General features: G+C 58.1%; 19 protein-coding genes, 1 tRNA gene and 1 riboswitch. Of the genes, 6 read left to right on the forward strand and 14 right to left on the reverse strand.

What is annotated here, in order from left to right:
- Nucleotides 1-211: 211 nt before the first annotated feature.
- The 4 genes from H8695_RS04400 to H8695_RS04415 form a co-directional block, all read right to left on the reverse strand.
- The gene (locus H8695_RS04400) at nt 212-460 is read right to left on the reverse strand and encodes a DUF2442 domain-containing protein (RefSeq protein ID WP_249299671.1); all 249 of its coding nucleotides are present in this window, start codon (nt 458-460) and stop codon (nt 212-214) included.
- A 116-nt stretch (nt 461-576) separates the two neighbouring features.
- Nucleotides 577-3,030, reverse strand: coding sequence for a helix-turn-helix transcriptional regulator (locus H8695_RS04405; protein ID WP_249299672.1), 2,454 nt, complete (start codon nt 3,028-3,030; stop codon nt 577-579).
- A gap of 166 nt (nt 3,031-3,196) precedes the next feature.
- A complete protein-coding gene (locus tag H8695_RS04410; protein WP_249299673.1) occupies nt 3,197-3,391 on the reverse strand; it encodes a hypothetical protein in 195 nt (64 codons plus the stop codon).
- 476 nt (nt 3,392-3,867) lie between these two features.
- A tRNA-Pro gene (locus H8695_RS04415) sits at nt 3,868-3,944 on the reverse strand.
- A 238-nt stretch (nt 3,945-4,182) separates the two neighbouring features.
- Here H8695_RS04415 and H8695_RS04420 point away from each other — a divergent pair.
- On the forward strand, nt 4,183-4,722 hold the full coding sequence (locus H8695_RS04420) for a methylated-DNA--[protein]-cysteine S-methyltransferase (protein WP_249299674.1): 540 nt from the start codon (nt 4,183-4,185) through the stop codon (nt 4,720-4,722).
- A 48-nt stretch (nt 4,723-4,770) separates the two neighbouring features.
- Here the strand turns inward: H8695_RS04420 and H8695_RS04425 are convergent, their stop codons facing one another.
- From H8695_RS04425 to H8695_RS04450, 6 genes are all read right to left on the reverse strand, one after another.
- Nucleotides 4,771-5,217, reverse strand: coding sequence for a C-GCAxxG-C-C family protein (locus H8695_RS04425; RefSeq protein ID WP_249299675.1), 447 nt, complete (start codon nt 5,215-5,217; stop codon nt 4,771-4,773).
- 12 nt (nt 5,218-5,229) lie between these two features.
- On the reverse strand, nt 5,230-5,871 hold the full coding sequence (locus tag H8695_RS04430; RefSeq protein WP_249299676.1) for a TIGR03936 family radical SAM-associated protein: 642 nt from the start codon (nt 5,869-5,871) through the stop codon (nt 5,230-5,232).
- On the reverse strand, nt 5,858-7,699 hold the full coding sequence (locus tag H8695_RS04435) for a TIGR03960 family B12-binding radical SAM protein (RefSeq protein WP_249299677.1): 1,842 nt from the start codon (nt 7,697-7,699) through the stop codon (nt 5,858-5,860). The genes H8695_RS04430 and H8695_RS04435 overlap by 14 nt, the downstream gene beginning before the upstream one ends.
- 192 nt (nt 7,700-7,891) lie before the next feature.
- Nucleotides 7,892-7,982: riboswitch (cyclic di-GMP riboswitch) on the forward strand.
- 207 nt (nt 7,983-8,189) lie between these two features.
- The gene (locus H8695_RS04440; protein ID WP_249299678.1) at nt 8,190-8,804 is read right to left on the reverse strand and encodes a zinc metalloprotease; all 615 of its coding nucleotides are present in this window, start codon (nt 8,802-8,804) and stop codon (nt 8,190-8,192) included.
- 1 nt (nt 8,805) lies between these two features.
- Nucleotides 8,806-9,921, reverse strand: coding sequence for a M23 family metallopeptidase (locus H8695_RS04445; RefSeq protein ID WP_249299679.1), 1,116 nt, complete (start codon nt 9,919-9,921; stop codon nt 8,806-8,808).
- A gap of 105 nt (nt 9,922-10,026) precedes the next feature.
- The gene (locus H8695_RS04450) at nt 10,027-10,599 is read right to left on the reverse strand and encodes a TetR/AcrR family transcriptional regulator C-terminal domain-containing protein (RefSeq protein WP_249299680.1); all 573 of its coding nucleotides are present in this window, start codon (nt 10,597-10,599) and stop codon (nt 10,027-10,029) included.
- A gap of 207 nt (nt 10,600-10,806) precedes the next feature.
- On the opposite strand from H8695_RS04450, the gene H8695_RS04455 reads away from it, so the two are divergent.
- Nucleotides 10,807-11,877 (forward strand): NAD-dependent epimerase/dehydratase family protein, encoded by a 1,071-nt coding sequence (locus tag H8695_RS04455; RefSeq protein WP_249299681.1) that lies wholly within the window; start codon nt 10,807-10,809, stop codon nt 11,875-11,877.
- A gap of 72 nt (nt 11,878-11,949) precedes the next feature.
- Here H8695_RS04455 and H8695_RS04460 read toward each other — a convergent pair whose 3' ends face one another.
- Together H8695_RS04460 and H8695_RS04465 are read right to left on the reverse strand one after the other, a co-directional pair.
- Nucleotides 11,950-13,377, reverse strand: a complete 1,428-nt coding sequence (locus H8695_RS04460; RefSeq protein ID WP_249300264.1) for an S-layer homology domain-containing protein — start codon at nt 13,375-13,377, stop codon at nt 11,950-11,952.
- Nucleotides 13,378-13,480: 103 nt separating this feature from the next.
- Entirely contained in the window at nt 13,481-15,490 is a 2,010-nt protein-coding gene (locus tag H8695_RS04465) for an LTA synthase family protein (RefSeq protein WP_249299682.1), read from the reverse strand.
- 521 nt (nt 15,491-16,011) lie between these two features.
- Here H8695_RS04465 and H8695_RS04470 point away from each other — a divergent pair.
- The gene (locus H8695_RS04470; RefSeq protein ID WP_249299683.1) at nt 16,012-16,800 is read left to right on the forward strand and encodes a ZIP family metal transporter; all 789 of its coding nucleotides are present in this window, start codon (nt 16,012-16,014) and stop codon (nt 16,798-16,800) included.
- 79 nt (nt 16,801-16,879) lie between these two features.
- Entirely contained in the window at nt 16,880-17,836 is a 957-nt protein-coding gene (gene msrA / locus H8695_RS04475) for a peptide-methionine (S)-S-oxide reductase MsrA (protein ID WP_249299684.1), read from the forward strand.
- Between the two features lie 122 nt (nt 17,837-17,958).
- Here msrA and H8695_RS04480 read toward each other — a convergent pair whose 3' ends face one another.
- On the reverse strand, nt 17,959-18,183 hold the full coding sequence (locus H8695_RS04480; protein ID WP_249299686.1) for a helix-turn-helix domain-containing protein: 225 nt from the start codon (nt 18,181-18,183) through the stop codon (nt 17,959-17,961).
- 549 nt (nt 18,184-18,732) lie between these two features.
- On the opposite strand from H8695_RS04480, the gene H8695_RS04485 reads away from it, so the two are divergent.
- Entirely contained in the window at nt 18,733-21,378 is a 2,646-nt protein-coding gene (locus tag H8695_RS04485; protein ID WP_249299688.1) for a cation-translocating P-type ATPase, read from the forward strand.
- Nucleotides 21,379-21,457: 79 nt separating this feature from the next.
- Complete coding sequence (locus H8695_RS04490) at nt 21,458-22,015, forward strand: TetR-like C-terminal domain-containing protein (RefSeq protein ID WP_249299690.1); 558 nt, start codon at nt 21,458-21,460, stop codon at nt 22,013-22,015.
- Nucleotides 22,016-22,087: 72 nt separating this feature from the next.
- Here the strand turns inward: H8695_RS04490 and H8695_RS04495 are convergent, their stop codons facing one another.
- On the reverse strand, nt 22,088-23,299 hold the full coding sequence (locus H8695_RS04495) for an ATP-binding protein (protein WP_249299691.1): 1,212 nt from the start codon (nt 23,297-23,299) through the stop codon (nt 22,088-22,090).
- Nucleotides 23,300-23,513: the final 214 nt, after the last annotated feature.

The following is a 23,513-nucleotide window of genomic DNA, read 5'->3' on the forward strand; positions in this document are numbered from 1 at the left end:
TGACCGTCTGATACTGCAGAGATAACATGGTTATTGGACAGAGTCAAACCGCCACATTCGTTCCGGGAAAGGACACAGGCCCCTTTTACCGCCTCAGCCTCTGTTGTGCAAACGGGCTGATGCATGCCAGCGCTATGGTGGGCAGTGGAGGCAGGATCACAAAGAACTTCAGTTGCGGACTCAATCATCACTTTTTCATAGCATTTCCTCCTCATCCGTCCATTTGCATGGAGTCCAGCAGCTCGTTGATGGATGCCCGGACGCGATAGTTACCATCATCCCAGACCACCTCGCTGTCTTCCAGCCTTGCTGTGCCGAACAATTCCGGTGAAGCCAAGCGTCCAAATCGAATGGCATGAATCCGTTGCCGCATGTCCACGATGGCCTCGCTGCCATTGAGAAAACACAGCTTCAACCGATACTCAGGTAGCACCTGCAATGTTACTCCTATGGAATTCATCTAATCGCCTCCCTTGTGCATAAATAACGGCATAAAATAACAGCATGGGATTTCTGCTTTTATCATACAGAAATTCCATGCTGTCCGCCTCCCCCGAAAGGGGGATTTTTGAGGGACTATTTCAGCAGATCCACCAGTTTGCTTCGGCGGTCGATGCTGGTCTTGTTGAAAATGCTTCGGATGTGACTCTTGACCGTCTCCTCGGAGATGAAGAGCCTTGCGGCGATCTCCTTGTTCCGCAGACCCTCCGCCGCCAACTGGGCCACCTCCCGCTCCCGGTCGCTGAGCTCTCCCATCTGATCTGGATGCTTTTCCAGCATGGCGAAGATCCGGCTCTCCTCCGCTTTGGTATAGTGGATCTCCAACGCCTTGATCTCCACAATGGCCCGCTCATGCTTCTTCCGAATGGAGGGGAGCAGGAACAGGACGGAAAGATATTTTCGGAAGCAGGCCAGGAAGGTAAAGTTCCGATCCTCCTCCGCCAGCGTCAGAGACTGCTCCAGATAGTCCGCCGCCTTTGGGATCGACCCGATGGCCAGGTAGCACAGGGCCAGTCCCACGTACATAAAGTTGCGGGTGGACAGGGAGATGAGGCGGCTGTCCAGTTGGAGGGACGCCTCCACACTGGCAATGGCCCGCTTGTACTCCTTTCGCAGGATCAGGTCGGTGATGCGGTTGGTCTTTGCCATAAAATTGGTAAAGGTCAGGTCGTCCAGCATATCCGACGCCCCCCTGGCCCACACCGCGGAGCGGTCCGGCTCCATCATCAGACCCAAAAGATATGTACGCACTGTTTCTGCCATCTGGGTGTTGATGGCGGTATGCTGGAGAAACGGATAGGCCAGCGCCTTGGTTTCCAAATACTCGATGGCTTTTTGCAGGGAGATCATATCCGACTGATAGATGGCGTTGATCCCCAGCAGCAACGCCGCGCCGTAGGTGACCGTGGCGCTCTGCCACCGCTCGGACAGCAGGGCCGCGCGGTGGGCATAGATGTCCGATTCGTCGAAGCGTCCCTGCACGCTGAGGGCCTCGCCAAGATACAGCTCATAGGCCCCGGCCCCATGGTGATTAGTCAGTCGATCATAGACCTCCAGCATCTCCCGCAGTTCCTCCGCCGTCTCCATCATTTTTCCCGGTGTACGGTAAAACAGATACCACATGGAAGTGGTGCCAAACAGATAGGGCTCCTTCGGCGTGAACAGGGCGGAAGGGGCACTCATCAACTGCTCCGCCGCCAGATACCGGGCTTTCATTGCGGGAATGTTAGGAAATTCCCGGAATGCGGACACCATGTACCATTCGCCCATCAGTTGGGGGTCGCCGCTCTCCTCAAGGATGTCCCGACTCTGCTCCAGGGCGGCCTCGAAGCCGTCAAAATCCACACCCGCAAACAGCGCCAGACACAGCCGCAGCATAGATATGGGATGGCGGGAAAGAACGGCACGGGAACATCGGGAGAGAACCGTCTGCGCAAGCTCGGTATAGCTGAGGGCACCAAAGGTTTCATTCAGCAGTCCAACCAGTTGACAAGAAAGTAACTTCTCATCATTGTCTGCTCGGAAAAAACATTCCACGGCTTTTGAGGTGTTGTTTGCCTCATGATAGATCTCTCCAGCAGCGCTATAAACCTGCCCACGAAAATCCTGCGGCATCTCCGCTAACATTCGCAGGAGAAAATTACGCAGCAGTTCATGGGGATACCCGGCACGGGTACGACGGTCGTGGAGCAGAAGTGGAATGCGCACAAGGAGATTGTATAGCTCTGCCTCCTGATTGGGGGCAATCTGAGACAGCTGTTCCTCCCGAATACAGTCAAATACAGATACTCTCAGAATCAGTTCCTGTTCCTCTCGGGAAATCTTTCGCCAGAAAAACTCTTGGAGGAGTCCATCTATATCCCGAAATTCCGGTAAAGCACTGCCATTCTCACGCAAGTTTTCAAAATACAGAGATACCGCAGCGGCCCAACCCTCGGTATTCCGATAAATAACCTCCGCCTGCTGCCTGGAAAGTTCCAGCCCAAGCTGCCGGCCGTACTCCGAAATATCTCTGCGACTGAGAAGCAATTCGCGGGAGGCAAGACGGTAGATGCCAGCCGTGTTTTCAAACACCGCCCGCAGACTCCCAAAGTTTTGGGAAATCAGTATCATATGTAGTCCGTCCCGCTCCCGATCTGCCATGGCTCGCAGGAGTGGCAACGGCCAGTTATCTCCGATCATCTGGAAGTTGTCGAGAATCAAGTAGCAGGGCTCCGGAACAGAGATTTCGGAGAGAATATCCGCAGCTTCGCCCACATTGCTGCGGTTCAAAAATCCTAACTGACGTAGGGACTCGCCGGCCGCCTTATTCAGCCGGCTAATCTGTTGGACAAACCAGTCCAGACTACTGTCTTGCTGGAAGCTCACCGCCGTAAACCAATGGACCTGTTCAGAGGGAATATCCCGCATGGCCCAGCGGACCGCGGTGGTCTTGCCATATCCCGCTGGCGCTTCCAGCATAGAGAGGCCGCACTGATGCAGCCGGGAGAGCTTTTCGGTAATTTCTTCCGAAAAATAGAGTTGCTCCATCCAATCACCCCATTTCTTCCCAGTTTCATTATAAAAGAATGAATCCTGTTTGTCACTCCCTTGAATGGGTGATTTTTAGGAGTAGCAATTACAGCAAGCCGGTTTCAGTTGTAAAACGGCCTGAAATACGACGAAATGCCCCCAACCCATTCGGAAGAGGGAAATTTCAAAAGTGGTACGACAGATAGCCGTTGAATTCCACCAGCAGCTTATACGGATCATTCAGGCTCATTGCTTTCAGTGGAGGCACCTGCTCCATCTGATTCATGTAGGTCCAGACCTCCATAGCAATGTGGCCGGCCCGAAAGCACAGGTCCAATACGCCGGAGGTGTCCAGATGCTCCTTGTAGATTCGGGCCACCCCTCCGTCGGTTAGGGCACCGACTTCCTGCCCGTCAAGTCTGAGGGGGAGCGTATCATTTTGGAGCGGACCTGCATCAATGCCTTCTTGTGTCAGTCTGTAGGAAAGTTCGTTGAAAAATCTTTCGTTCATATCCTGCTCAACCTTTCTTTGCTTGAAATAAAAAAGGCCAGGATTTCTGAAGCGAAAGCCTGGCCCTTAATCACTGCATTCAGTTTTTAAATGACCGTGCCTCTGTGCAGGCACACGGAGGCTGATCGCCCCCTGAAAAAAGAAGAGGCCGAGATTTCTTTTCGAAATCTCGGCCTCTCATTGGACTGATTTATCTGGTTCTACGCGGGTTTGAGTCGGGCCAGTTTGTGGCCCGTCCCGCAAAATATCCAAATTTCAAGACCCTTTTGCATTTAAGCAAAAGGGCCTTGTGGGGCTTGAAAACACTCGCTTTTTGAGCAAATAGCTTTTTTACCCTATACTTTTGGTCGGAGTGGGGAGAGTCGAACTCCCGGCCTCTTGAACCCCATTCAAGCACGCTACCAAACTGCGCTACACCCCGATTTGCGAAAATTAGTATAACACACCTAGCTTCGCTTTGCAACCCCCCGGTTGCTTCTCGACAAAAAGTACGGCTACCGCACGAGATCGCATTCGTATTCATGCGGCTGCCAAGCCGGCAGCAATCCGGATTTTCGTCTGTTTTATGGAGACCCTCGACCGGTAGAGAAATGTTGTCGACACTGCCAAATTGTGATACCATATATTAAATTCACCAAACCGAAAGTGGGGGGACTGCCATGTACTACAGCGCGCAATTGCCGTCGCCCGTTGGGCCGCTTACTCTCGTGGGGGACGGCGACAGCCTCGCGGGGCTCTGGATCGAGGGGCAAAAATACTTTCAGGCCACCCTGCGTACTGCGCCGCAGCGGCGCGATGATCTGCCCCTGTTTCGGCAGGTCAAAGAGTGGCTTGAGCGTTACTTTTCCGGCAAAAAGCCTGCAGTATCGGAGCTGCCGTTGAACCCCGCCGGAAGCGAATTTCGTCGGGAGGTCTGGAAGCTTCTCTGCGAGATTCCCTACGGCGAGTTGACCACTTACGGCGAAATCGCAAAAAAACTCGCCGCCAAACAGGGCCGTCCGAGCATGTCGGGCCAGGCCGTGGGCGGCGCTGTGGCCCACAACCCCATTTCCATCATCATCCCCTGTCATCGGGTTGTCGGCTCTAACGGCAGCCTGACGGGGTATGCCGGCGGCATTGATAATAAGATCAGACTGCTCGAGCTTGAGGGCGTCGATCTCTCCCGGCTGAGCGTGCCCAAAAAGGGTACCGCGCTGTAAATTCCATCCATCAAAAAGAGCGGCGCCCCGCGGGGCGCCGCTCTTGCGTCATTGTTTCTGCTCGTTCAAAAGCTGCTCGCACAGCAGCGCCGCGTCACCGATGAAGCCCGGGCAGCGCCCTTTCATCAGGCCGCTGCTCTGCGCCTCGGCGAGCACCTCGGGCGTGGAGATGTCGACGCCCAGCAGCTCACGGCAGGTCAGCGCCGGATGGCTCTTTAAAAACCGGCGGTGAAACTCGCGGGTGAGCTCGGCAATCTTTCCCTTGGCCGCCGCGTCACCCTCGGTGTTATAGGGATGCGTCAGGCCGATGGCCATGATCGCACCGCTGACCGCGCCGCAGACGTCGCCGTGGCGCAGCCCGCCGCCAAAGCCGCCCGCAACAGCAAGCGCCGTGCGCTCGTCAAGCCCGGTCTCAGCGCAGAAGCTCGCAAGTACGGCCTGCGCGCAGTTGAACCCCCGTTCGTGGTAGCTGTTTGCCAATTTGTCTCTTGTCATACTCAAATCCCCCTATTTCAATTCTCTCAAATTCGCGTCATAGAGCATTCGCCTGCGGTAAGCCGCATACTTTGGTTCCCCGAGGCGCGCCGAGAGCGCCATGACCAGTAGCTCCGGGTTGAGATTCTGCTCGCTGCCCGCCTTGAGCAGTGCGTTCAGCGCCACGCCGTCCGACGTGGGCTCTACGGTCACATGGAGCATATACTCCCGGATGTTAACCGTACGCATACCGCTCTTTGACTTCTTCTCCATCGGCAGCTGCTCCTCGGCAAGTACGGCCTGTACCGCCTCCGGCGTCCAGTCGCACTCCACTTTTACATCGTAGCGCGCCGCCGCAATCTCACGAAAGTCCCGCTCGGGGGTGTAGACTGCCGTAACACGAACTCCCGCGGGTAACTGCTCGTTCAGACGGCGGGCTGTCTCCTCGTGGTCCAACGGCTCTGTCAGGCGCACATCGAGAAGCTCGGTGTCGCTTGCAAAGCCGAGCGACAGCGGCAGAGCAAAGACCAGGTGCGGATGGGGATTGAAGCCCTCCGTGTACCAGACAGGCAGTCCCGCCCGCTTGATTGCCCGGGTCAGGCAGCGCATGAAATCCAGGTGGGAGATGTAGACTGCCGTTCCCTCTTTGACAAGCTGAATTCTAACCGATTCCAACACAGCACCCCCCATTCAGAGCCGCGGCTCCGCAGCCCAGACACTGCTCGCGGCAGTTCGGCGACGGCTCGGCCGCCGCAGCGCGCTTCGCCTCCCGGATCAGATGGGCCTTGCTCACACCGATGTCGATGTGGTCCCACGGGAGCACCTCGTCAAAGGGGCGCTCACGGTTTGCGTAAAACGCGGGGTCCAGCCCACAGTCCTCAAAGACCGAAAGCCAGGTCTCAAAGCGGAAGCTGTCGTCCCACTCGTCGAACTTCGCACCCCTGCGCCACGCCTCCAGAATGACTTTGGATAGCCGCCGGTCGCCGCGCGCAAAGACCGCCTCGAGAAAGCTCACTTTGCTCTCATGCCAGTGCAGCGAGATCTTTTTGGTGCGCACCGATTCGCGCAGAGCCTGCTGCTTGCCCACAAATTGCTCGACGGTATCCTGTGCCGCCCACTGAAAGGGCGTAAAGGGCTTGGGCACAAAGCCCGCGACGCTCGCCGTCACGACAGCGCCCCGCCCGCGCGCACGGTTCTCGGTGGCATAGTAGACATCGAGCACTTTCTTTGCAAGCTCCGTGATGCCGAGCACATCCTCCATCGTCTCGCCCGGCAGACCGATCATAAAGTAGAGCTTGACACCCGACCAGCCGCCCGCAAACGCGATGGATACGGTCTTGAGAAGCTGCTGCTCGGTGACGTTCTTGTTGATGACATCGCGCATGCGCTGGCTTCCGGCCTCGGGCGCAAAGGTCAGAGCGCCCTTTCTCACCCGCTGCACCCGCTGCATCAGCTCCGTGGAGAAGTTGTCCACCCGCAGACTCGGCAGCGACAGACTGACCTTGTCGGCCTCGCACCAGTCGAGCAGCGTGTCTGCGAGCCGCTCGAGCTGCGGATAGTCGCTCGTCGACAGCGAGGACAGGGAGATCTCCTCGTAGCCGGTCGAGGCGATCAGGCGCTTTGCATTCTCGTTGAGCGTCTCAACGGACTTCTCACGGATGGGCCGGTAGATGTTTCCGGCCTGGCAGAAGCGGCAGCCGCGGATACACCCGCGGAAGACCTCCACCATGGCCCGGTCGTGGACAATGTCGCAAAACGGCACGACGAAGTACTCCGGATAGTACATCCTGTCAAGATCCTGCACAATGCGCTTTCGCACCCGCTCGGGAACGCCCGGCCGGTTCGGCGAGACCGCCTCGACGGTGCCATCACCCCGATAGCTCACATCGTAGAAGCCCGGCACATAGATTCCCTCGATCTGCGCCAGTTTCCACAGTATCTCGCTGCGCGCAGTTCCCTTTGCCCGCTCGTCGCGCACAAGGTGCGAGACCTCCAGAATGACCTCCTCTCCCTCACCAAGCATGAAAAAGTCAAAAAAATCTGCCACCGGCTCCGCGTTGTAGGCGACGGGCCCTCCCGCGCAGACAAAGGGCTCGTCCTCACGGCGCTCGCAGGCATACAGGGTGATCTGCGCGAGATCCAGCATGTTGACTACATTGGTGTAGCAGAGCTCCGTTTGCAGGGTGAAGCCCACCAGATCAAACTCACTCACCGGGTCGCGGCTCTCGATGCCGAAGAGCGGAATGCCCCTGGCGCGCATTTCTCCCTCCATATCCGCTGCGGGCGCAAAGACCCGCTCGCACCAGATGTCACTCTCGTTGTTGAGTACACCGTAGAGAATTTTCATTCCCAGATGACTCATGCCGATCTCATACAGATCGGGGAAGCAGAACGCAAAGCGAAGCCGCACATCGGCTCGATTTTTGACGACACTGTTTACCTCGCCGCCGACATAGCGCGCCGGCTTCTGCACTTTTGACAGCGCGTACTTCAATTCCAGCAAAAATTTTCCTCCAACGCGCGGCTATTTTTGGCCAAAACCGAATGGATTCGACAGCCGCGGCTGGTCTTATGATACCGCATCTGACAATTTTTTTCAAATCCTCCCTCTTTTTCAGAGATTCTCACGAAAAACAACAATATTTTACGATATTTTTAAAAAAGGGGCTTCCCAGAAAATGGATATTGTGCTATGATGAAAAAAAGGCAAAGCTGTTGAAAGACAGCGACGCAAAGCTTCAGAGCCTAAGCCCGCCCCTCCGCGGGTATGGTCGTCAGTTGCTATCCGCAGAATCGTCCCTCCATAACGGTTCTGGGGATACTTGCGCTTGGTTGAGATCATGAACCTCAACATGGTTTCAACCTGCCACACACACTTTCCAAAACTGCAACAGATGCAGTCGTAATCGCAGCAATGGATTTTCTCTTATCCCTGCGTACGAAAAAGAGCCGCCGACTAATCCCTTCGGCGGCTCTTTTTCATTTCTATGGACTCACAGCGCCGCAGGCGACCCGCTTCTGCGCCTCACCAGCCTCGCCAGAAGATACGCGCACACCAACACCAGAGAGAAGTTGTAGCGGGTCGTGATCAGCAGCCAGACCGCCCCGACCGACAGCGGCACGAGCAGCAGCAGCGTCACCAGGTCAAAGGCCCCCTCGGCCGTATCGGGAGAAAGCGTAAGCAGCAGCGCATAGCGCAGCGCCCGCCCGCCGTCAAGATCGCCGATGGGCAGCAAATTCAGCAAAGTGAGCGCCGCATTGATCGCCGAGAGAAACAGCGCGTCTTCAAACGGTCTGACCAACACGCACCAGAGATAGGGCGCGGCGGCAAGCACCGCCGAGCAGAGCGGTCCTGCGAGGGCGACGGCAATCTCCTGTCGGTAGCCGATCATCCTCCCGCCGCCCATGACGATGTTGATACCAAAGGGGCGCAGCACCACCTCTTCGACCGGTGCGCCGCACAGGCGCAGCGCCGCGAGATGGCCCAACTCGTGCAACATGGCCGACAGCAGAGTATAGAGCATGAAGCGGCTGCCGTCCACAATGGCAAAAAAGCCGATTACCGCAAAAAAAATGGGACTGGCGCGCAGCTTTCCAATTCGGATCATATCAGAACCCCAGTATCTTTCGCGGATTGACCACCTTGCCGTCGTAGCGGATTTCAAAGTGCAGATGCGGCCCGGTTGAGACGCCGGTCGAACCGACTTCGCCGAGTTTGGTTCCCGCTTTCACCTTTTTTCCCTGCTTGACCGACGTCTTACTCATGTGGGCGTAGAATGTCTTGAGCTTGTTTGAGTGCTCCACAATGACATATTTTCCGTAGACGGCCGAGGTGCCCACCTCAATGACCGTACCCGCGGCGGCCGACTTGATTGTTGTGCCCGTGGCGGCGCCGAGATCAACGCCGGAGTGAAAGCCGATCTTCCCCGTGATGGGATGAATGCGGTAGCCAAAGTCACAGGTCATCGTGCCGGACAGCGGCATTTTGAGCTTGACGCCGAGGTCGATCTTCTCGTCAATTGCATTGTCAGGCAGCTCCATTTCAGCCATCTGCGCGAGCAGACGATTGTGCTCGATCTCATCGTGTGCCTGCTCCAAAAGTCCGGTGTAATAAGTGAGATAGCCGGTATAGTAGCTACCGGCTATCTCCGCCAAATCCTCTGTTCCAAAGTCCTCTATCAGGGAGAGTGTCTGGAGATCGCCACCCCCGATTGCCGATGTCGGCGCCAGCTCTCCCTGCTCATCTTCGTAGACGTCCAGAATCTCGCCATCGTCGTCATACGAGGTCTCCGGCTCGCCGGGCGGCGGGTCTGCCCCCTCCTCTGCCGGGTCCGGATTGTCGGTGTTCCCGGGCTCGCTGTCCGTCCCGGTGCCACCCGTCCCGTCTGTCGGTTCAAACACCGGCACGCCCTCTTCCTCCTCAAAAAAGCCCGAGAAGACCGGTACACTCTTTGCAAAGTCGCGCAGCATCCGGTTGAGGTCCTCCAAATCCATACTCTGGGTCAGACCTTTCTGAAAGGACTTCATCACCGGCGCCGTCACCGCGTTTTTCATGTTGGCAATGCCAATGGCGAACACCAGGATGAGCGCGGAGGCAATCAGCTGGAATTTGAGTGATTTGGGAATGGTTCCGGGCGTCCCTCTCTTTGTCCTTGTCGCACTGCGCCGGCGCGGCGCGGGCGGGCGGTGGCGCACCGCGCCCCTCCTGTGCGGGTTCCTCTGCATCGGTCATCCTCCTCAAGCGGTGAAATCTTATTACAATTGTATGGAAAAGCTCTCCCGCTTAGACCAGATGACAGGAAAAAGCCGCCCGAATTCGGGCGGCTTTTTCTATGCTTTGAAATAGGCTCCAAGGCCTTTCGCGCTCATGGCATTGATAAAATCGGCGATCTCGCGCGTGCTCTCCTTTGCGCCGCCCGCGAGCCACTCGCTGATGACGGCAACGCTGCCGTTGACAACAAACGTATAGATGCGCTCGAGCTGAGTCTGTGACAGACTTGTCACGGTTCCCCACTGGCGCATGCTCTCGTCGTGGGCAATGTACATGATCTTGCGAATGTAGTCCTTGTCGCCAAACTCTCCAAAGAGAATGGCGCACAGGTCGCTGTTCTGCGCAATCAGCTGTAAAATCTCCTCGAGAAGACCATCGATGCTCCCCACGGAGAGGTTGCTCTCCCGAAGCGAACGGCTGATCTCCTCAAAGAGCTCATCCTCAATTTCAAGCAGCAGCTGCCCGGGGCTCTGATAGTGGGCATAGAATGTGTTTCGGTTGATATCGGCCCGCCGGCACAGATCGGCCACCGTCACTCTGCCAATGGGTTTCTCGCGCAGCAGCTCGAGCAGGCTCTCACGCAGCGCGGACTTTGTGTAGCGCACACGACGATCCATCTTGTTCGGATTCACAAAACCACTCCGTTCACAGAAAGTTTTCAATTGCACACAGCGTTATCGCACAGCTTTCCATTCATCTGCCCATTTTTGCACAGGCCCGCGAACAACTGCCCGTTGCCGCTGCCCGGTAAGCTCAGTATACTAAAGATGAAAAAGAAACTCAACAGATTGTTCGATAACATTCACTCTGTTTATCGTTCTTTCCCACGGAGGAGCCCTATGACACAGTTTCAAAACCAACCCGTCTGCTATCTCGTAACGGGCGGCGCCGGGCATCTCGGCCAGGCTGTTGTGCGCGAACTGCTGCGTCGCGGCCGGTGGGTGCGCGCTCTTGTGCTGCCTGGTGATCCTGCGGCACGGCGGCTGCCGGCGGATGTCGAGCTCATCGAGGGCGATGTGCTCGACCGGCGTTCTCTACAGCGCTTTTTTACCCTGCCGCAGGGCTGCGAACGCATCGTCATCCACTGCGCCGGTGTTGTATCCACCTCGTCCAGGTTTGAACAGCGCGTCTACGACGTCAACGTCACCGGGACGGAAAATGTCCTGCGCCAATGCGAGCGCAGCGGCGTGCGCCGGCTGGTGTATGTCAGCTCGGTTCACGCCATTCCCGAGCTGCCGCGCGGTGAGATCATGACCGAGCAGGCCATCTTCGACGCCTCCCTCGTGGTGGGCCCCTATGCCGCAAGCAAGGCGCAGGCGACCGCACAGGTGTTCCGGGCGGCTCGGCGAGATCTTGATGCCTGTGTCGTCTTTCCGAGCGGCATACTCGGCCCGCTCGATTTTGGCCGCGGCCATCTGACGCAGCTGGTCATTGACTTCTGCCAGGGCAGACTTCCGGCGGGCGTGCGCGGCGGGTATGACTTTGTCGATGTGCGCGACGTCGCGCGGGGCATCGTGTCCTGCTGTGACCGCGGACGGCGGGGTGAGGGATATCTGCTCACCGGGCGCTATGTTTCGGTGAGCGAGCTGCTCGAAACACTCCATGCGGTCGGCGGTGGGCGGCGGGTCCGCTGCTGCGCGCCGCTGTGGCTCGCACACATAGGTGTGCCGCTGTGCGCACTCTACTATAAGCTCAAAAAGCAGCCGCCTCTGTTCAATTCCTACTCGCTTCACACACTGGGTTCAAACGCCCTCTACAGCCACGAAAAGGCCGCGCACGAGCTCAGTTACACCCCCCGCCCACTTGAACAGACTATCCGTGACACCGTCGAGTGGCTCACACGCGAGGGGCGCACCGCAAGGTCCCGCCGTGCGCCGCGTGTACGACGCAGAGCAAAAAACACAGTCTAGGCATACAAAAAGCAGCCGCGCTGAGCGACTGCTTTTCCTTTTGCAGAAAGCGAATCCATTGACCCGCCGTCCTCACCTCAGCAGATAGTCAAAGAGCCGGTTGACGGTCACGACAGCCTGCTGGCGGGAGTAGGTCTCGGTTGGCCCGAAACTGTCCTCGCTGATGCCGTTCATGATGCCCGCACGCGTCACATAGTCGATCGGCACACGCGCCCATGACGCAAAGCGCCCCGTGTCGTGATAGGTTCGCGAGGTACCGGTCGGGCTTTTGGCGCCTAGAAAAGACGCGGCCTGGCGCAGCATTTTTGCCGCCTCCTGGCGGGTGATTGCTCCCGAGGGGTCAAACACGCCGTTTCCCCTGCCGTCGACAACGCCGAGCGCCGCCATCATGCGGACCGCGAGATCGTCGGTGTCGGCAAAGGGCGATTTGTCGAGCCGCAGACCGAGCGTCTTGCAGTGGGTCTCAAGGTCTTTCCCGAGGGACTTTTCAAACAGCGGCACAAGCAGCGCGCAAAAGTCCGCGCGGCTGATGGGCTCTGTATAGTCATGGCGCATCTGCTCAGGGAAAAGACCCCGCTCAATCGCCTTTTTCACCTCCGGCTGCGCCCAGGCGTCGGGGGTTTCCTCCCGCTCGAGAAGCGTGAACACATCCGCCTTTGACGCCGACGCAAAGAGGCCGCCGATCAGCTCGCGAATGGTGTCAAACTTGCCGCGCAGCGCGGTGCTCGACAGAAGCCGTGTGCGCGAGGAAACGGGGTTTGCCACCACCTCGCCGAGAATGGTCGCAATGTCCTCAATGACGTTGGTCTGTGCATAGCGGTCCCAGAAGATCTGATCCGCTCCAAAGCGGCGCCACACCTCGTCCTGGTAGGAGAGCCAGCTGTCACGGACACTCTTCGGGATCAGATCGCCCGCCCCAAGCTCATAGGAGCCGGACAGACCGAGCTCGGAGAGATAGTAGTTGTGCTCATAGAGCAGCCCGTTGTTGTAGGGGGACAGCTTCGCCGTCAGCGCCTTGTCAGACGGATCGGGATAGCCGTAGAGCGCCGTGCTGTTCGCCAGCAGCGGATAGGTCAGAAAGTGGGCGATCTCATGGGCGGCGGTGAGCTCGTCAGTGCCGCGCCCTACGACGAGGCTCAGCCGGCACACCCCCTTGTCGGGGTAGAGCTCTGAGAGCCCGTCGTACTCCTGCCCCGTATCGGCAACATAGCGCACGGTAAAGGTGAGCGAATAGGTCTTTTTGTAAAAGTCCGTCATCTCGCGAAAGAGCGCGGCAGAGTAGCCGTCCACCGCCGACTCAAAGTTTCGCAGATGGGCCACCGTGAGCGCACCGCCGCTCTCATCGGTGATTCTGACCCCGAGGGAGGATGCGAGCTGTTCCACGGCGCCCGGGACATCGGCCGCCGTAATGCGCGAGGCAAAAGCGGGCCCTGCCGCGGCCGAAAAGGCGCCCAGGAGCAGCGCCATGGCAAGCATGGCGGCGGCCGCGCGTTTTCTCATGCGTCTCACAGCGTTTTCCTCCCAGATGAAAGATAGATTCATTATAGTCGTCTGCTCCACAAAAAACAACCGGACAAGCCGGTTGTTCACAGTACGTTAAAATTTAGGGGTCGGCCTGCTCCTCCTGTGAGAGCAGCAGATCGTATATATAGAGCTGATGGGTCTTGAGCAGATCCTCATAGAGCGACGCACCCTGCGCTGCGGAGTAGAGCTCGCCGTCAGCCGACTCGACAAAACGGGCCGTGGCCGAGCGCAGCTGCTCGCGGTAGTCGAGCAGGAAGTTGTGCAGCGAGCTGCGCGGCGCGCCGATGCTCTCAAGAACCTGGGGCATCAGAAGAAATGCCGACACATCCGTGATGTCGAGCGTGATCTTACCGGTGTTCGACCAGACCAGCACCGGCGTCGTATAGGCCCTCTTGAGCTCTTCGTTCGACCAGAGACTCGCATCGCCCGAGCTCACAAAGCCGCTGTCGGCAAAGGCCGCGTAGTACCCGCCGAGAGTGGGCAGATGATCGCCGAAAAAGACAAGCACCGTCGGTCTGCCGCTCTTCTCTATGGCTGCACAGATTTTCTCGAGCATCAAGTCCATATCATGGATGTTTTCGGTGTAGTTTTGCACCAGATCGAGATTCTCCGGCGACAGGCGCTCGCTCGTCACGTCGATGGCGTGCTCGGTGTAGAGCTTCTCATAGGGACCGTGGTCCTGCATGGTGATGCCGAAGACAAAGCGCGGCTGGTCATCCTCTCTGGGCAGCTCGAGCAAGTCGATCAGCCGGTCGGCAAAATAGTCATCCGAGCAGTAGGGACCCTTTCGGGTGACGGGCTCGTCAAAGTCCTCAAGATCGTAAAAGGCGTCAAAGCCGAGAAGCGGATAGGCCTTGTCGCGGTCGTAAAAGCTCTTTTGAAAGGTGTGCAGCGCGAGCGTCTCATATCCCTGCTCGTGAAAGAGCGAGGCGAGCGACTCGGTCGGTCCCTTGACATACTGCTGGTATGGAAGAACGCCCTCGGGCAGTTCACGCATGGAGACACTGAGCAGCACCTCGCTCTCGGTGCGCACCGTACCGCCGCCAAAGGAGGGCACAGCGATGGAGCCGATCTGCCCCTGCTGTCCGCGGGCGCGAAAGTGCTCGAGCGGGTCGGCGGAAAACTCCACATTCGGCAGCAGCGTCGGGTCCCAGAAAGCCTCTCCGAGAATCACAATCACATCGGGGTTTGCAAAGTCCTCCTCGGCAGGCGTCGCCGGGTAGTAGGTCAACAGCTTGTTCATGGTGACTTCGTCGTACTCCTGCGGCGCGCTCAGGCGCAGGTTGTCGATGTTCACCGAAAAGCCCCCGAAGAAACCGTTGGCCGCGTAGTTGCGCTCCTGAAAGAGCGTATCCTGCAGCGAGAGGCCCATCCAGTCATAGAAGAGCGTGGTGTGAATCGCCGTCGCACTGTAGCAGAGAATCGGCACGGCTGCAATGGCGAGCGCCGCAGGCAGGCGCACCAGCGCACGAAGCGGCAGCCGCGCGCGAAGCAACGCAAAGAGAAGCACAAACAGCAGCAGAATGCCAAAACCCGTCCAGATGGCGGGCGTCAGGACATAGCTCCCCCCCATCCCTGCGATGGAGTCGAGCCGGGATATCATCAGAAAATCCCACGGCAGCAGGGGCACACCCGTGCGCTCCATTTTAAAGTAGCTCACCGCCGCCATGAGAAAGAACGCACCGCCCGTGACAAGCGCCGCCGGTGCGAGCCGCTTGAACAGAAAGACGAGCAGCGCAAAGAGAGACCCAATGACAAATGCCTCTACCGCCAGCGCCGCCGGGTTCCCTGCAAAGAGTTCCTGCGCCCGCGCAAAGCTCGCGTAGTGAATGGCCTCGACCGTCACCGCGACAAAGATTGGAAAGCCGAGGGCCAAAAGCACCGTCGCCACGCGCGCCCGCGCGCTGCGGCGCGGAAGCGCGCGCTCGAAGCCGCGCACCACTGCGCGAAAGGGCGCGCCGAGCCGGTACAGCGCCGCGCCTGCGCCCCTGCGAAAGCGGCCGAAAGGAGCCTCAGGCGCCAGGAGCCGGCGCACCGGCGCGAACAGCTGCCGCAGCCGGAGCCGCCCCCTTGAAAGGCGGACGCGCATGCGTGCCCTCCCTCGCAGCACCACGCCGTGAAAGCCGGTTTTCAGACGGCGTAAGCCGCCTGAAATTCTGCGAAAAAAGCTCCCTGCCGCATGAAAGGCACGCCGCATCTGCCCCACGGCAGTGCGTAAGCCGCGCAACAGGCGTCTCCCGGCGGCACGGATGGCTCTGCCGCCGGCGCACACAGCTGTGCGGCAGCTCTGCCAGAAGCCGCCGCGCGCAGTTGTCTCTGACCTGCCTGCCGGTCTGCGGCCCTGTGTTTTGCCCAGGGCCGCCGTTTTCTTTTTTGGGGCGCGTGCGCGCCTCGGTTTGCGGTGTTTCGCCAAAGGGATCGCTCCGATTCTGTAAAGTCTCAACCATGTTATCACAAATGGACTGTAAAATCTATGAAGAAACCGTGAAAAATGCGTCTTTTTCGGGCATGATAATGAAAAAAGAACACAAATGATTGACAGATTTAGCAGAGGATGGTATTGTAAAAACAGGAATTATTCTTATTATTGAAATGGAAGGAGAAACGGCCATGCCTCAGGGCTTCTGGTATGCGTTGGGCGGAACAGGCTTCACTTTTCTCTGTACGGCGGCGGGTGCTGCCATGGTCTACTTTTTCCGCCGCGACATGAAAGCGTCGACACAGCGTGTTTTTCTCGGTTTTGCCGCCGGTGTGATGATTGCGGCCTCGGTGTGGAGCCTGCTCATTCCCGCAATTGAGCATGCGGAGGGCCGGGGCATCGTCGGCTGGATTCCGGCTGCGGGCGGCTTTGTCGCAGGCGGGCTCTTTCTGATGGTGCTCGACCGCATTCTGCCCCACATGCACCTTGACAGCGACGAGTGTGAGGGACTGCCCTGCCGGCTCGGGCGCTCCACGATGCTGGTGCTCGCGGTGACACTGCACAACATTCCCGAGGGTATGGCCGTGGGGCTCGCCTTTGCCGTCGCCGCACAGGACGGTCCCGCCGCTCTGCCGGGCGCTCTCGCCCTCGCGCTCGGCATGGGACTTCAGAACTTTCCGGAGGGCGCCGCCATCTCGCTGCCGCTGCGCCGGGAGGGACTGTCAAAAAACAGGGCCTTTCTCTATGGGGCCGCGTCCGGGATTGTCGAGCCCATTGCCGGAGTACTGACTCTCTTTGCGGCCACTTTCATTGACGGCATTCTGCCGTTCATTCTGTCCTTTGCCGCGGGCGCCATGATCTATGTGGTGGTTGAGGAGCTCATTCCCGAGGCCCACCTTGGCGAGCACTCCCACAGCGGTACCGTCGGTGTCATGGCCGGCTTTGTCATTATGATGATTCTCGACGTCGCGCTCGGCTAACTCATAATGCGGCGAAAACAACACAAGCTAATCGGGTCGCAGAATTCTGCGGCCCCATTCTTTTTCAGGAGATAACGCCATGACGCATAAGACACTCTGTCTTGCCGGGGGCTGCTTTTGGGGTGTGGAGCGCTTTGTTCAGGCTCTGCCCGGCATCCTGTACACCCAGGCAGGCTATGCAAACGGCCGGACCGAATGGCCCACTTACGAGCAGGTCTGCTCAGGGGAGACGGGCCATGCAGAGGCGGTTCTGGTTCGCTTTGACGCACAGACCCTCACTCTCAAAACTCTCGTCGAACTCTTTTTCACCATCATTGATCCGACTCTTCGCGACCGTCAGGGCAATGACTGCGGCTCTCAGTACCGCAGCGGCGTCTACTATGCCGATCCGGGTGATCTGCCGGTCATTGAGGCCGTGTTCGCGCGCGTACGGGCGCAGTATGAACGGCCTCTGTGTACGGAGCTTGCACCTCTGACACATTTCTGGCCCGCTGAAGAGTACCACCAAAGCTATCTGCAAAAGAATCCCGGCGGCTACTGCCACATTCCACCCGGGCGCTTCCAGCAGGCGTGGAGGATGCTGGTCGACCCTGCTCTCTACCCCATGCCGCCGCTGGAGCTTCTGCGCGAGACCATGGACCCGCTGGCCTTTCGCGTCGCCTTTGAGAGCGAAACAGAGCCGGCCTACTCCAATGTGTACTGGGACCGGTTCGAGCCCGGCCTCTATGTCGATGTTGCATCGGGCGAGCCGCTGTTTTCCTCGGCAGATAAGTTTCGCTCCCCCTGCGGCTGGCCGGCCTTTTCAAAGCCCATCGATCCGGCGGTCATCAGCGAGCACCGCGACACGAGTTTTGGCATGGAGCGCGTGGAGGTACGCGCGCGGGTCTCGGGCATTCATCTGGGCCATGTCTTTGAAGACGGGCCCGCACAGCGCGGCGGTCGGCGCTACTGCATCAACGGGGTATGCCTTCGCTTCGTCCCTCTCGCACAGATGGAACGCGAGGGATACGGCGGTCTCATTGGCGAAGTGGAATAGTGGCAGAGCGACATTCATCGTACGAGATGGCAAAAAAAGAGCCCCGGATGAACAAATCCAAAGCTCTCTTTCGTCTATGCGGCTGCGTTTGTTATTCGCGGGATGACATGCTGCTTTACTGACTACTTATACACCTCGGAGTGGTCGTCGCTCAACCCAATCAAGTAGTCACTGGATACATGGTAAAACAGACACAGCGTCTTGAGATGCCGAATCGGCAGATCAGTCTCTCCCGACTCATATCGCCGGTACATCTGGCGCTGTATCTTCAGAACTTCCGCAATCTGACTCTGCGTATAATCCCCGTCTTCGCGAAGATCGCGCAGTCGTTTTGACACTTCCTCCATACCGACCACCTCTCTCCTCAATGTGCGACGATTCCTACCATTTATTCTAGCATGATGCGGCGAAAGCCCATTGACAAAGAAACAAATTTGTATCATCATAGAACTTGATTATGGCGGTCCCTTCCCGGCGTGCGCGTTGGCACACGCCCCATGCCGCCGTTTTCAGGGGCAGCCGCGTTGAATCCCACGCGGCTGCTCTGTCTTTTGGCGGCCATTTGTCGAAATAGCGACAAGCGAAGCACTCCGCCCCACGGGGACTGCCGTCGGGAATTGCACTCATTGACCTCCACCAGCCAAGTGAACGTCGCGTGTGATCTTTTTCCACAAAACCCCTTGCAAAAGTTTTCCCGCTGTGTTAAATTACTACGAAAGGGAGTAGTTTTAAATTCCACATCAACAGCCGTCGGATGCCTGCATCCCTCTGGTGTGGAATCCGTTTCAGGTAACAAGACTTTTGAGCGCCGCTTTTCGGGCCGTCTCAAGGGTCTTTTTTCATGTTATCCCGACAGGCGACGCATACTATCACCATCATACTTTGGAGGGTCAGCCATGTTTGAAAACAAATCATCCACCGAGACCTTGCAACAGCTGCGCACCGACAGCAGCGGTCTTACGCCGGACGAGGCGCGCCAGAGACTCGAGCGCGACGGGGAAAATGTTCTGCGTGAAAAGGCGCCGCCGACAAAGCTGCAGCTCTTCCTCTCTCAGCTCAACGAGCCCATGATCTATATTCTGATTGTCGCGGCCGCCGTCTCGGTCTTTCTGCGGGAGTATGCCGATGCGGCCATCATCCTGTGCGTCATTCTCATCAACGCCATTGTGGGCATGGTGCAGGAGGGCAAGGCGCAGCAGGCGCTCGACGCGCTCAAGAAAATGTCGAGTCCAAGCGCCGTCGTCCGCCGCGGCGGCCATGTGCTGGAAATACCAGCGTCGCAGCTCGTGTGCGGTGACATCGTCCTGCTCGAGGCCGGCCGGATCATTCCCGCCGATCTGCGTCTGATCGAGACCCAGAGTCTCAATGTGGAGGAGAGCGCCCTGACCGGCGAGAGCGTCCCTGTGGAAAAAGACGCCGGCTTTGTCGCCGAGGGAAAAACCGCGCTCGGCGACCGGATCAACATGGCCTATATGTCAACCTCGGTCAGTTACGGCCGCGGCGAGGGCGTCGTCGTCGCGACCGCCGAAAAGACCGAAATCGGCAAGATTGCCTCCATGCTGCAAGACACCAAGGATGAGCAGACACCTCTTCAAAAACGCCTTGCCGATCTGAGCAAAGTTCTCGGGATACTCGCCATCGTCATCTGCGCCGCCATGTTTGCTCTGGCTCTCATTCAGGGCCGTGACATCGTCGAAATGCTCATCACCGCCATCAGCCTCGCAGTTGCCGCCGTGCCCGAGGGGCTGCCCGCAGTAGTCACCATTGTTCTGGCGCTCGGGGTACAGCGCATGGTCAAGGTCAATTCCATCGTACGGCGGCTGCCGGCGGTGGAAACGCTCGGCGCGGTCAGCGTCGTGTGCAGCGACAAGACCGGTACTCTCACCCAGAACCGCATGACGGTCAAAAAGATTTACCGCGACGGCGCGCTCGCCCCGGTGGAGGAACTCGACCCTGCGCGTGACCGGCGGTTTCTCGAGGGCTTTCTTCTCTGCGTGGACGCATCCATCGAGGGCGGCGAGCGGATCGGCGACCCGACCGAGCTCGCTCTGCTCGATATGGGCGTGCCGCTCGGCCTCACCCGCCCCGCGCTCGAGACGGCGATGCCCCGCATCAACGAGCAGGCCTTTGACTCGGACCGCAAGCTCATGACCACGGTACACCGGTCGGATTACGGTGTCATCGCGTTCACCAAGGGCGCGGCCGACCAGCTGCTCTCGCGCTGTGTCAGCATCGAGCAAAACGGCTCCGTGCGTCCCATCACCGACGAGGACCGCACGGAGATTGCAGGCGCTGCGTCGGCCATGTCCCGCGAGGCGCTTCGTGTGCTGGGTCTCGCCTATAAGACGGCTGACGACAGCGCAACCGAACAGGATCTCACCTTTGTCGGGCTCGTCGGTATGATCGACCCGCCCCGTCCCGAGGCCAAGGCCGCGGTTGAGAGCTTCCGCCGCGCGGGTATCACCACCATCATGATCACCGGCGACCACCGCGATACCGCCTTTGCCATCGCAAAAGAGCTCGGCATTGCCGAGAGTGAGCGCCAGTGTGTCAGCGGCGACGAGCTCGACTTCATGTCACAGGATGATCTCAACCGCCGGGTTCTCGATCTTCGTGTGTTCGCGCGTGTCAGCCCCAACCACAAGGTCATGATCGTCAATGCCTTTAAGGCAAACGGCAAGATCGTCTCCATGACCGGCGACGGCGTCAACGACGCGCCGAGTCTCAAGGCGGCCGACATCGGCGTCGCGATGGGAATCACCGGCACAGACGTCGCCAAGAGCGCGGCCGATATGGTTCTCACCGACGACAATTTCGCCACCATAGAAAGCGCGGTTGAAGAGGGCCGCGGCATCTACCACAACATCAAAAAGACCGTCACATTCCTGCTCTCATCGAATCTCGGCGAGGTCATCTCCATGTTCACCGCCATTGCGGCCGGCCTTGCCGCACCGCTCAAGGCCGTTCACATCCTGTGGATCAACCTCATCACCGACAGCCTGCCCGCTCTCGCCCTCGGCAGCGACCCCACCCCGAAAGGCATCATGAACGACCGCCCGCGCGATCCCAAGGCGAGTCTCTTTGCCGGCGGCGGCTATTTTTACACCATCTTCTACGGCATTCTGGTCGCTGTAATGACGCTGGCCGCTTTCCTTGTCGTTCCGATCTCCTCTGTGCTGTCGGCGGGCGGCACAGTGTCGCTGGGCGCCATCTCCGCCGCTCTCACCGGAACCACGCTTGTCAGAGCGCAGACTTATGCGTTCACTGTGCTTGCGCTCTCACAGCTCTTCCACGCGGTCGGTATGCGCGATGTCAACACCACGATCTTCCGGCGCGATCTGCTGCGCAACAAGATGATGAACGTGGCTTTTCTGGTCGGCTTTGCTCTTCAGATTCTGGCGACCGAAATCCCGTTTCTGCACGGCGTCTTTGGAACGGTGCAGCTGCGCTTTGTCGAGTGGCTGTCTCTCGTTCTCTTCGCCATGCTGCCGCTGGTATTCCATGAGATTTTCGTGTTGGTCAGAAAGCTGCGCAAAAACTGAAAAAGAGGGGGACTTCTCCCCCTCTTTTTTTTACGTTGGTTTTCCGCTATACTGTTACCAGAAAAACGGAGGTGACCAAATGGCTCAGACGACCAAGCGCGCGCTCGCGGCATCGCTGAAAAAGATGCTCTCAAAAAAGCCTCTCGACAAGATTACGGTCAAAGACATCACCGATGACTGTGAACTCAACCGCCAGACGTTCTACTACCACTTTCAGGATATCTACGACCTGGTGGAGTGGATCTTTCAAACAGAGGCCGAGCAGGTCATTGGCGGCAACCGGACGCTTGATACCTGGCAGGAGGGCTTCTTACAGCTCTTTGATTATGTTTTGGAAAATCGGGAGCTTGCTCTCAACGTCTACCGTTCACTCAGCCGGGATACTTTAGAGGAGTATCTGCGCCGCGTCACCTTTGCGCTTTTGATGTCCGTGATCAATGAGCAGGCAGAGAACCTGCCTGTCAGTGATGCGGACAAACGCTTCATCGCCGACTTTTACAAGCACGCCTTTGTCGGCCTCATGCTCGACTGGGTGCGTTCGGGGATGAAAGAGGACCCCGCGGCCATTGTGCGGCGCCTCAACATTCTCATCGAGGGCGATATTGAAAAGGCTCTCGAAAAATTTGAAAAAAGCTGAAAAGAGCGTGTCCCACCAGGGACACGCTCTTACTTTCAAGTGAAGTTTTTTTCGGCGATACAGTCGAAAATCTTATAACAGCAGCCTGAGTGAAAACCACCCATCCGAATTCTCATAGCGCAGTAGCGCCCCGTATTTTTGGGCAAAGGCTGCAATGCTGAGGCTTCCCGTGCCGTGACCGTCCCGGTCGGTGAGAGGGCGACCGGACTTCCGGTCAAAACTGACCTGCTCGGCGCAGGTATTGGAGATTTCGATATACTGCCGCCGGCGATAGGGATAACTGACCAGACTGATCTTTCGCTCGGCTCCTGCAGGCATACGCAGACAGGCATTAATCGCATTTTCAATGGCATTGGCAAAGACCACGGAGAGCTCCAGTTTATCCACCGCGAACTCATCCGGGAAGTCCAGACTGGTTGTCACGGAGATCCCCATCTGCTCGGCGAGCTGAATATAGTGCGACAGTGCGGCATTGAGTGTGAGACTCTTACAATAGATACGCGCCTGTTCCCTCTCTTCCAGGGTGTTCACAACGCTGCACAGCGTCTCAAGATTTTCAAGCGCCTCCTCCCTCTCGCCGCGCTGCATGCAGGCGGATATCACCTGGGCGTAGTGGCGCAGATCGTGATAGATGATCCTCTCCCGCTGTTGATCCTGCAAGACGCCGAGCTGGTTTTCCATCGCGCTGACCTGCGTCTGCAAAAGCATATTCTCTCGCTGCATCTCACTCTGGCGTTCCAGCTGTAAAAACAGGAAAGTTAATACGCCGTAAAGGACAATTGCCGTCACGAGCACCGCCGTCGCCCCCGCCAGGTGCATCGGCTCGCCCATTGCGGTATCCCTGTCGGAGAGAAGCATCAGCATACTCAGTGCCATCAGCAGCGGCACCAGACACAGTCTCCCCCAACCCCACTCAACGCCGCGCGCCATCTCGAGCAGTCTCGGGCGCAGAAGAAACCACACCACCATAATGCCAGCCGCGAAAACGGCCGCACGAATCCAGATTGCGCCGGGTGGTTTTAAAAGGCTGAGCAGCACTTCGCTGAGCAGGTGGCAGCACACTTCAAACAGCAGGGAGGAACACACGGCGAAGAGTGTTCTAAAATCGCGGCGGCGCGCAAGGTAAAATGCAGCTACCGCCACCACCGCAACACCTGCCAGTTCGCAGTAGGGGCCGCCGAGCAAAAGCCCCAGAGCTGTCGTTGTGCCCACCGCAAGCAGGACGGAAACCAACGCAATGCCCATGGATTTACGCGCAGCAAACCGAGGGTCAATCAGCATCATGACACAGACCGACCCGAACAGGCAACCAAGTTGCGCCGTTAACAATGCGTGGGCATCCATTTCAATCCCGCTCTCTGTTTTTGAACCAATTATAACGTTCTTTCCCCTATTAAAACAGGCAATTATCCCCAAATTACCACAGTCGAACAGTTGGCGACAAAACTTGTTTTTCAGCAAGAGCTTCCAAAGCCCCGAAAAAAAGTCTCCCGCTGAT

It is taken from the genome of Feifania hominis, from assembly GCF_014384765.1.
Taxonomy (GTDB): Bacteria; Bacillota; Clostridia; order Oscillospirales; family Feifaniaceae; genus Feifania; species Feifania hominis.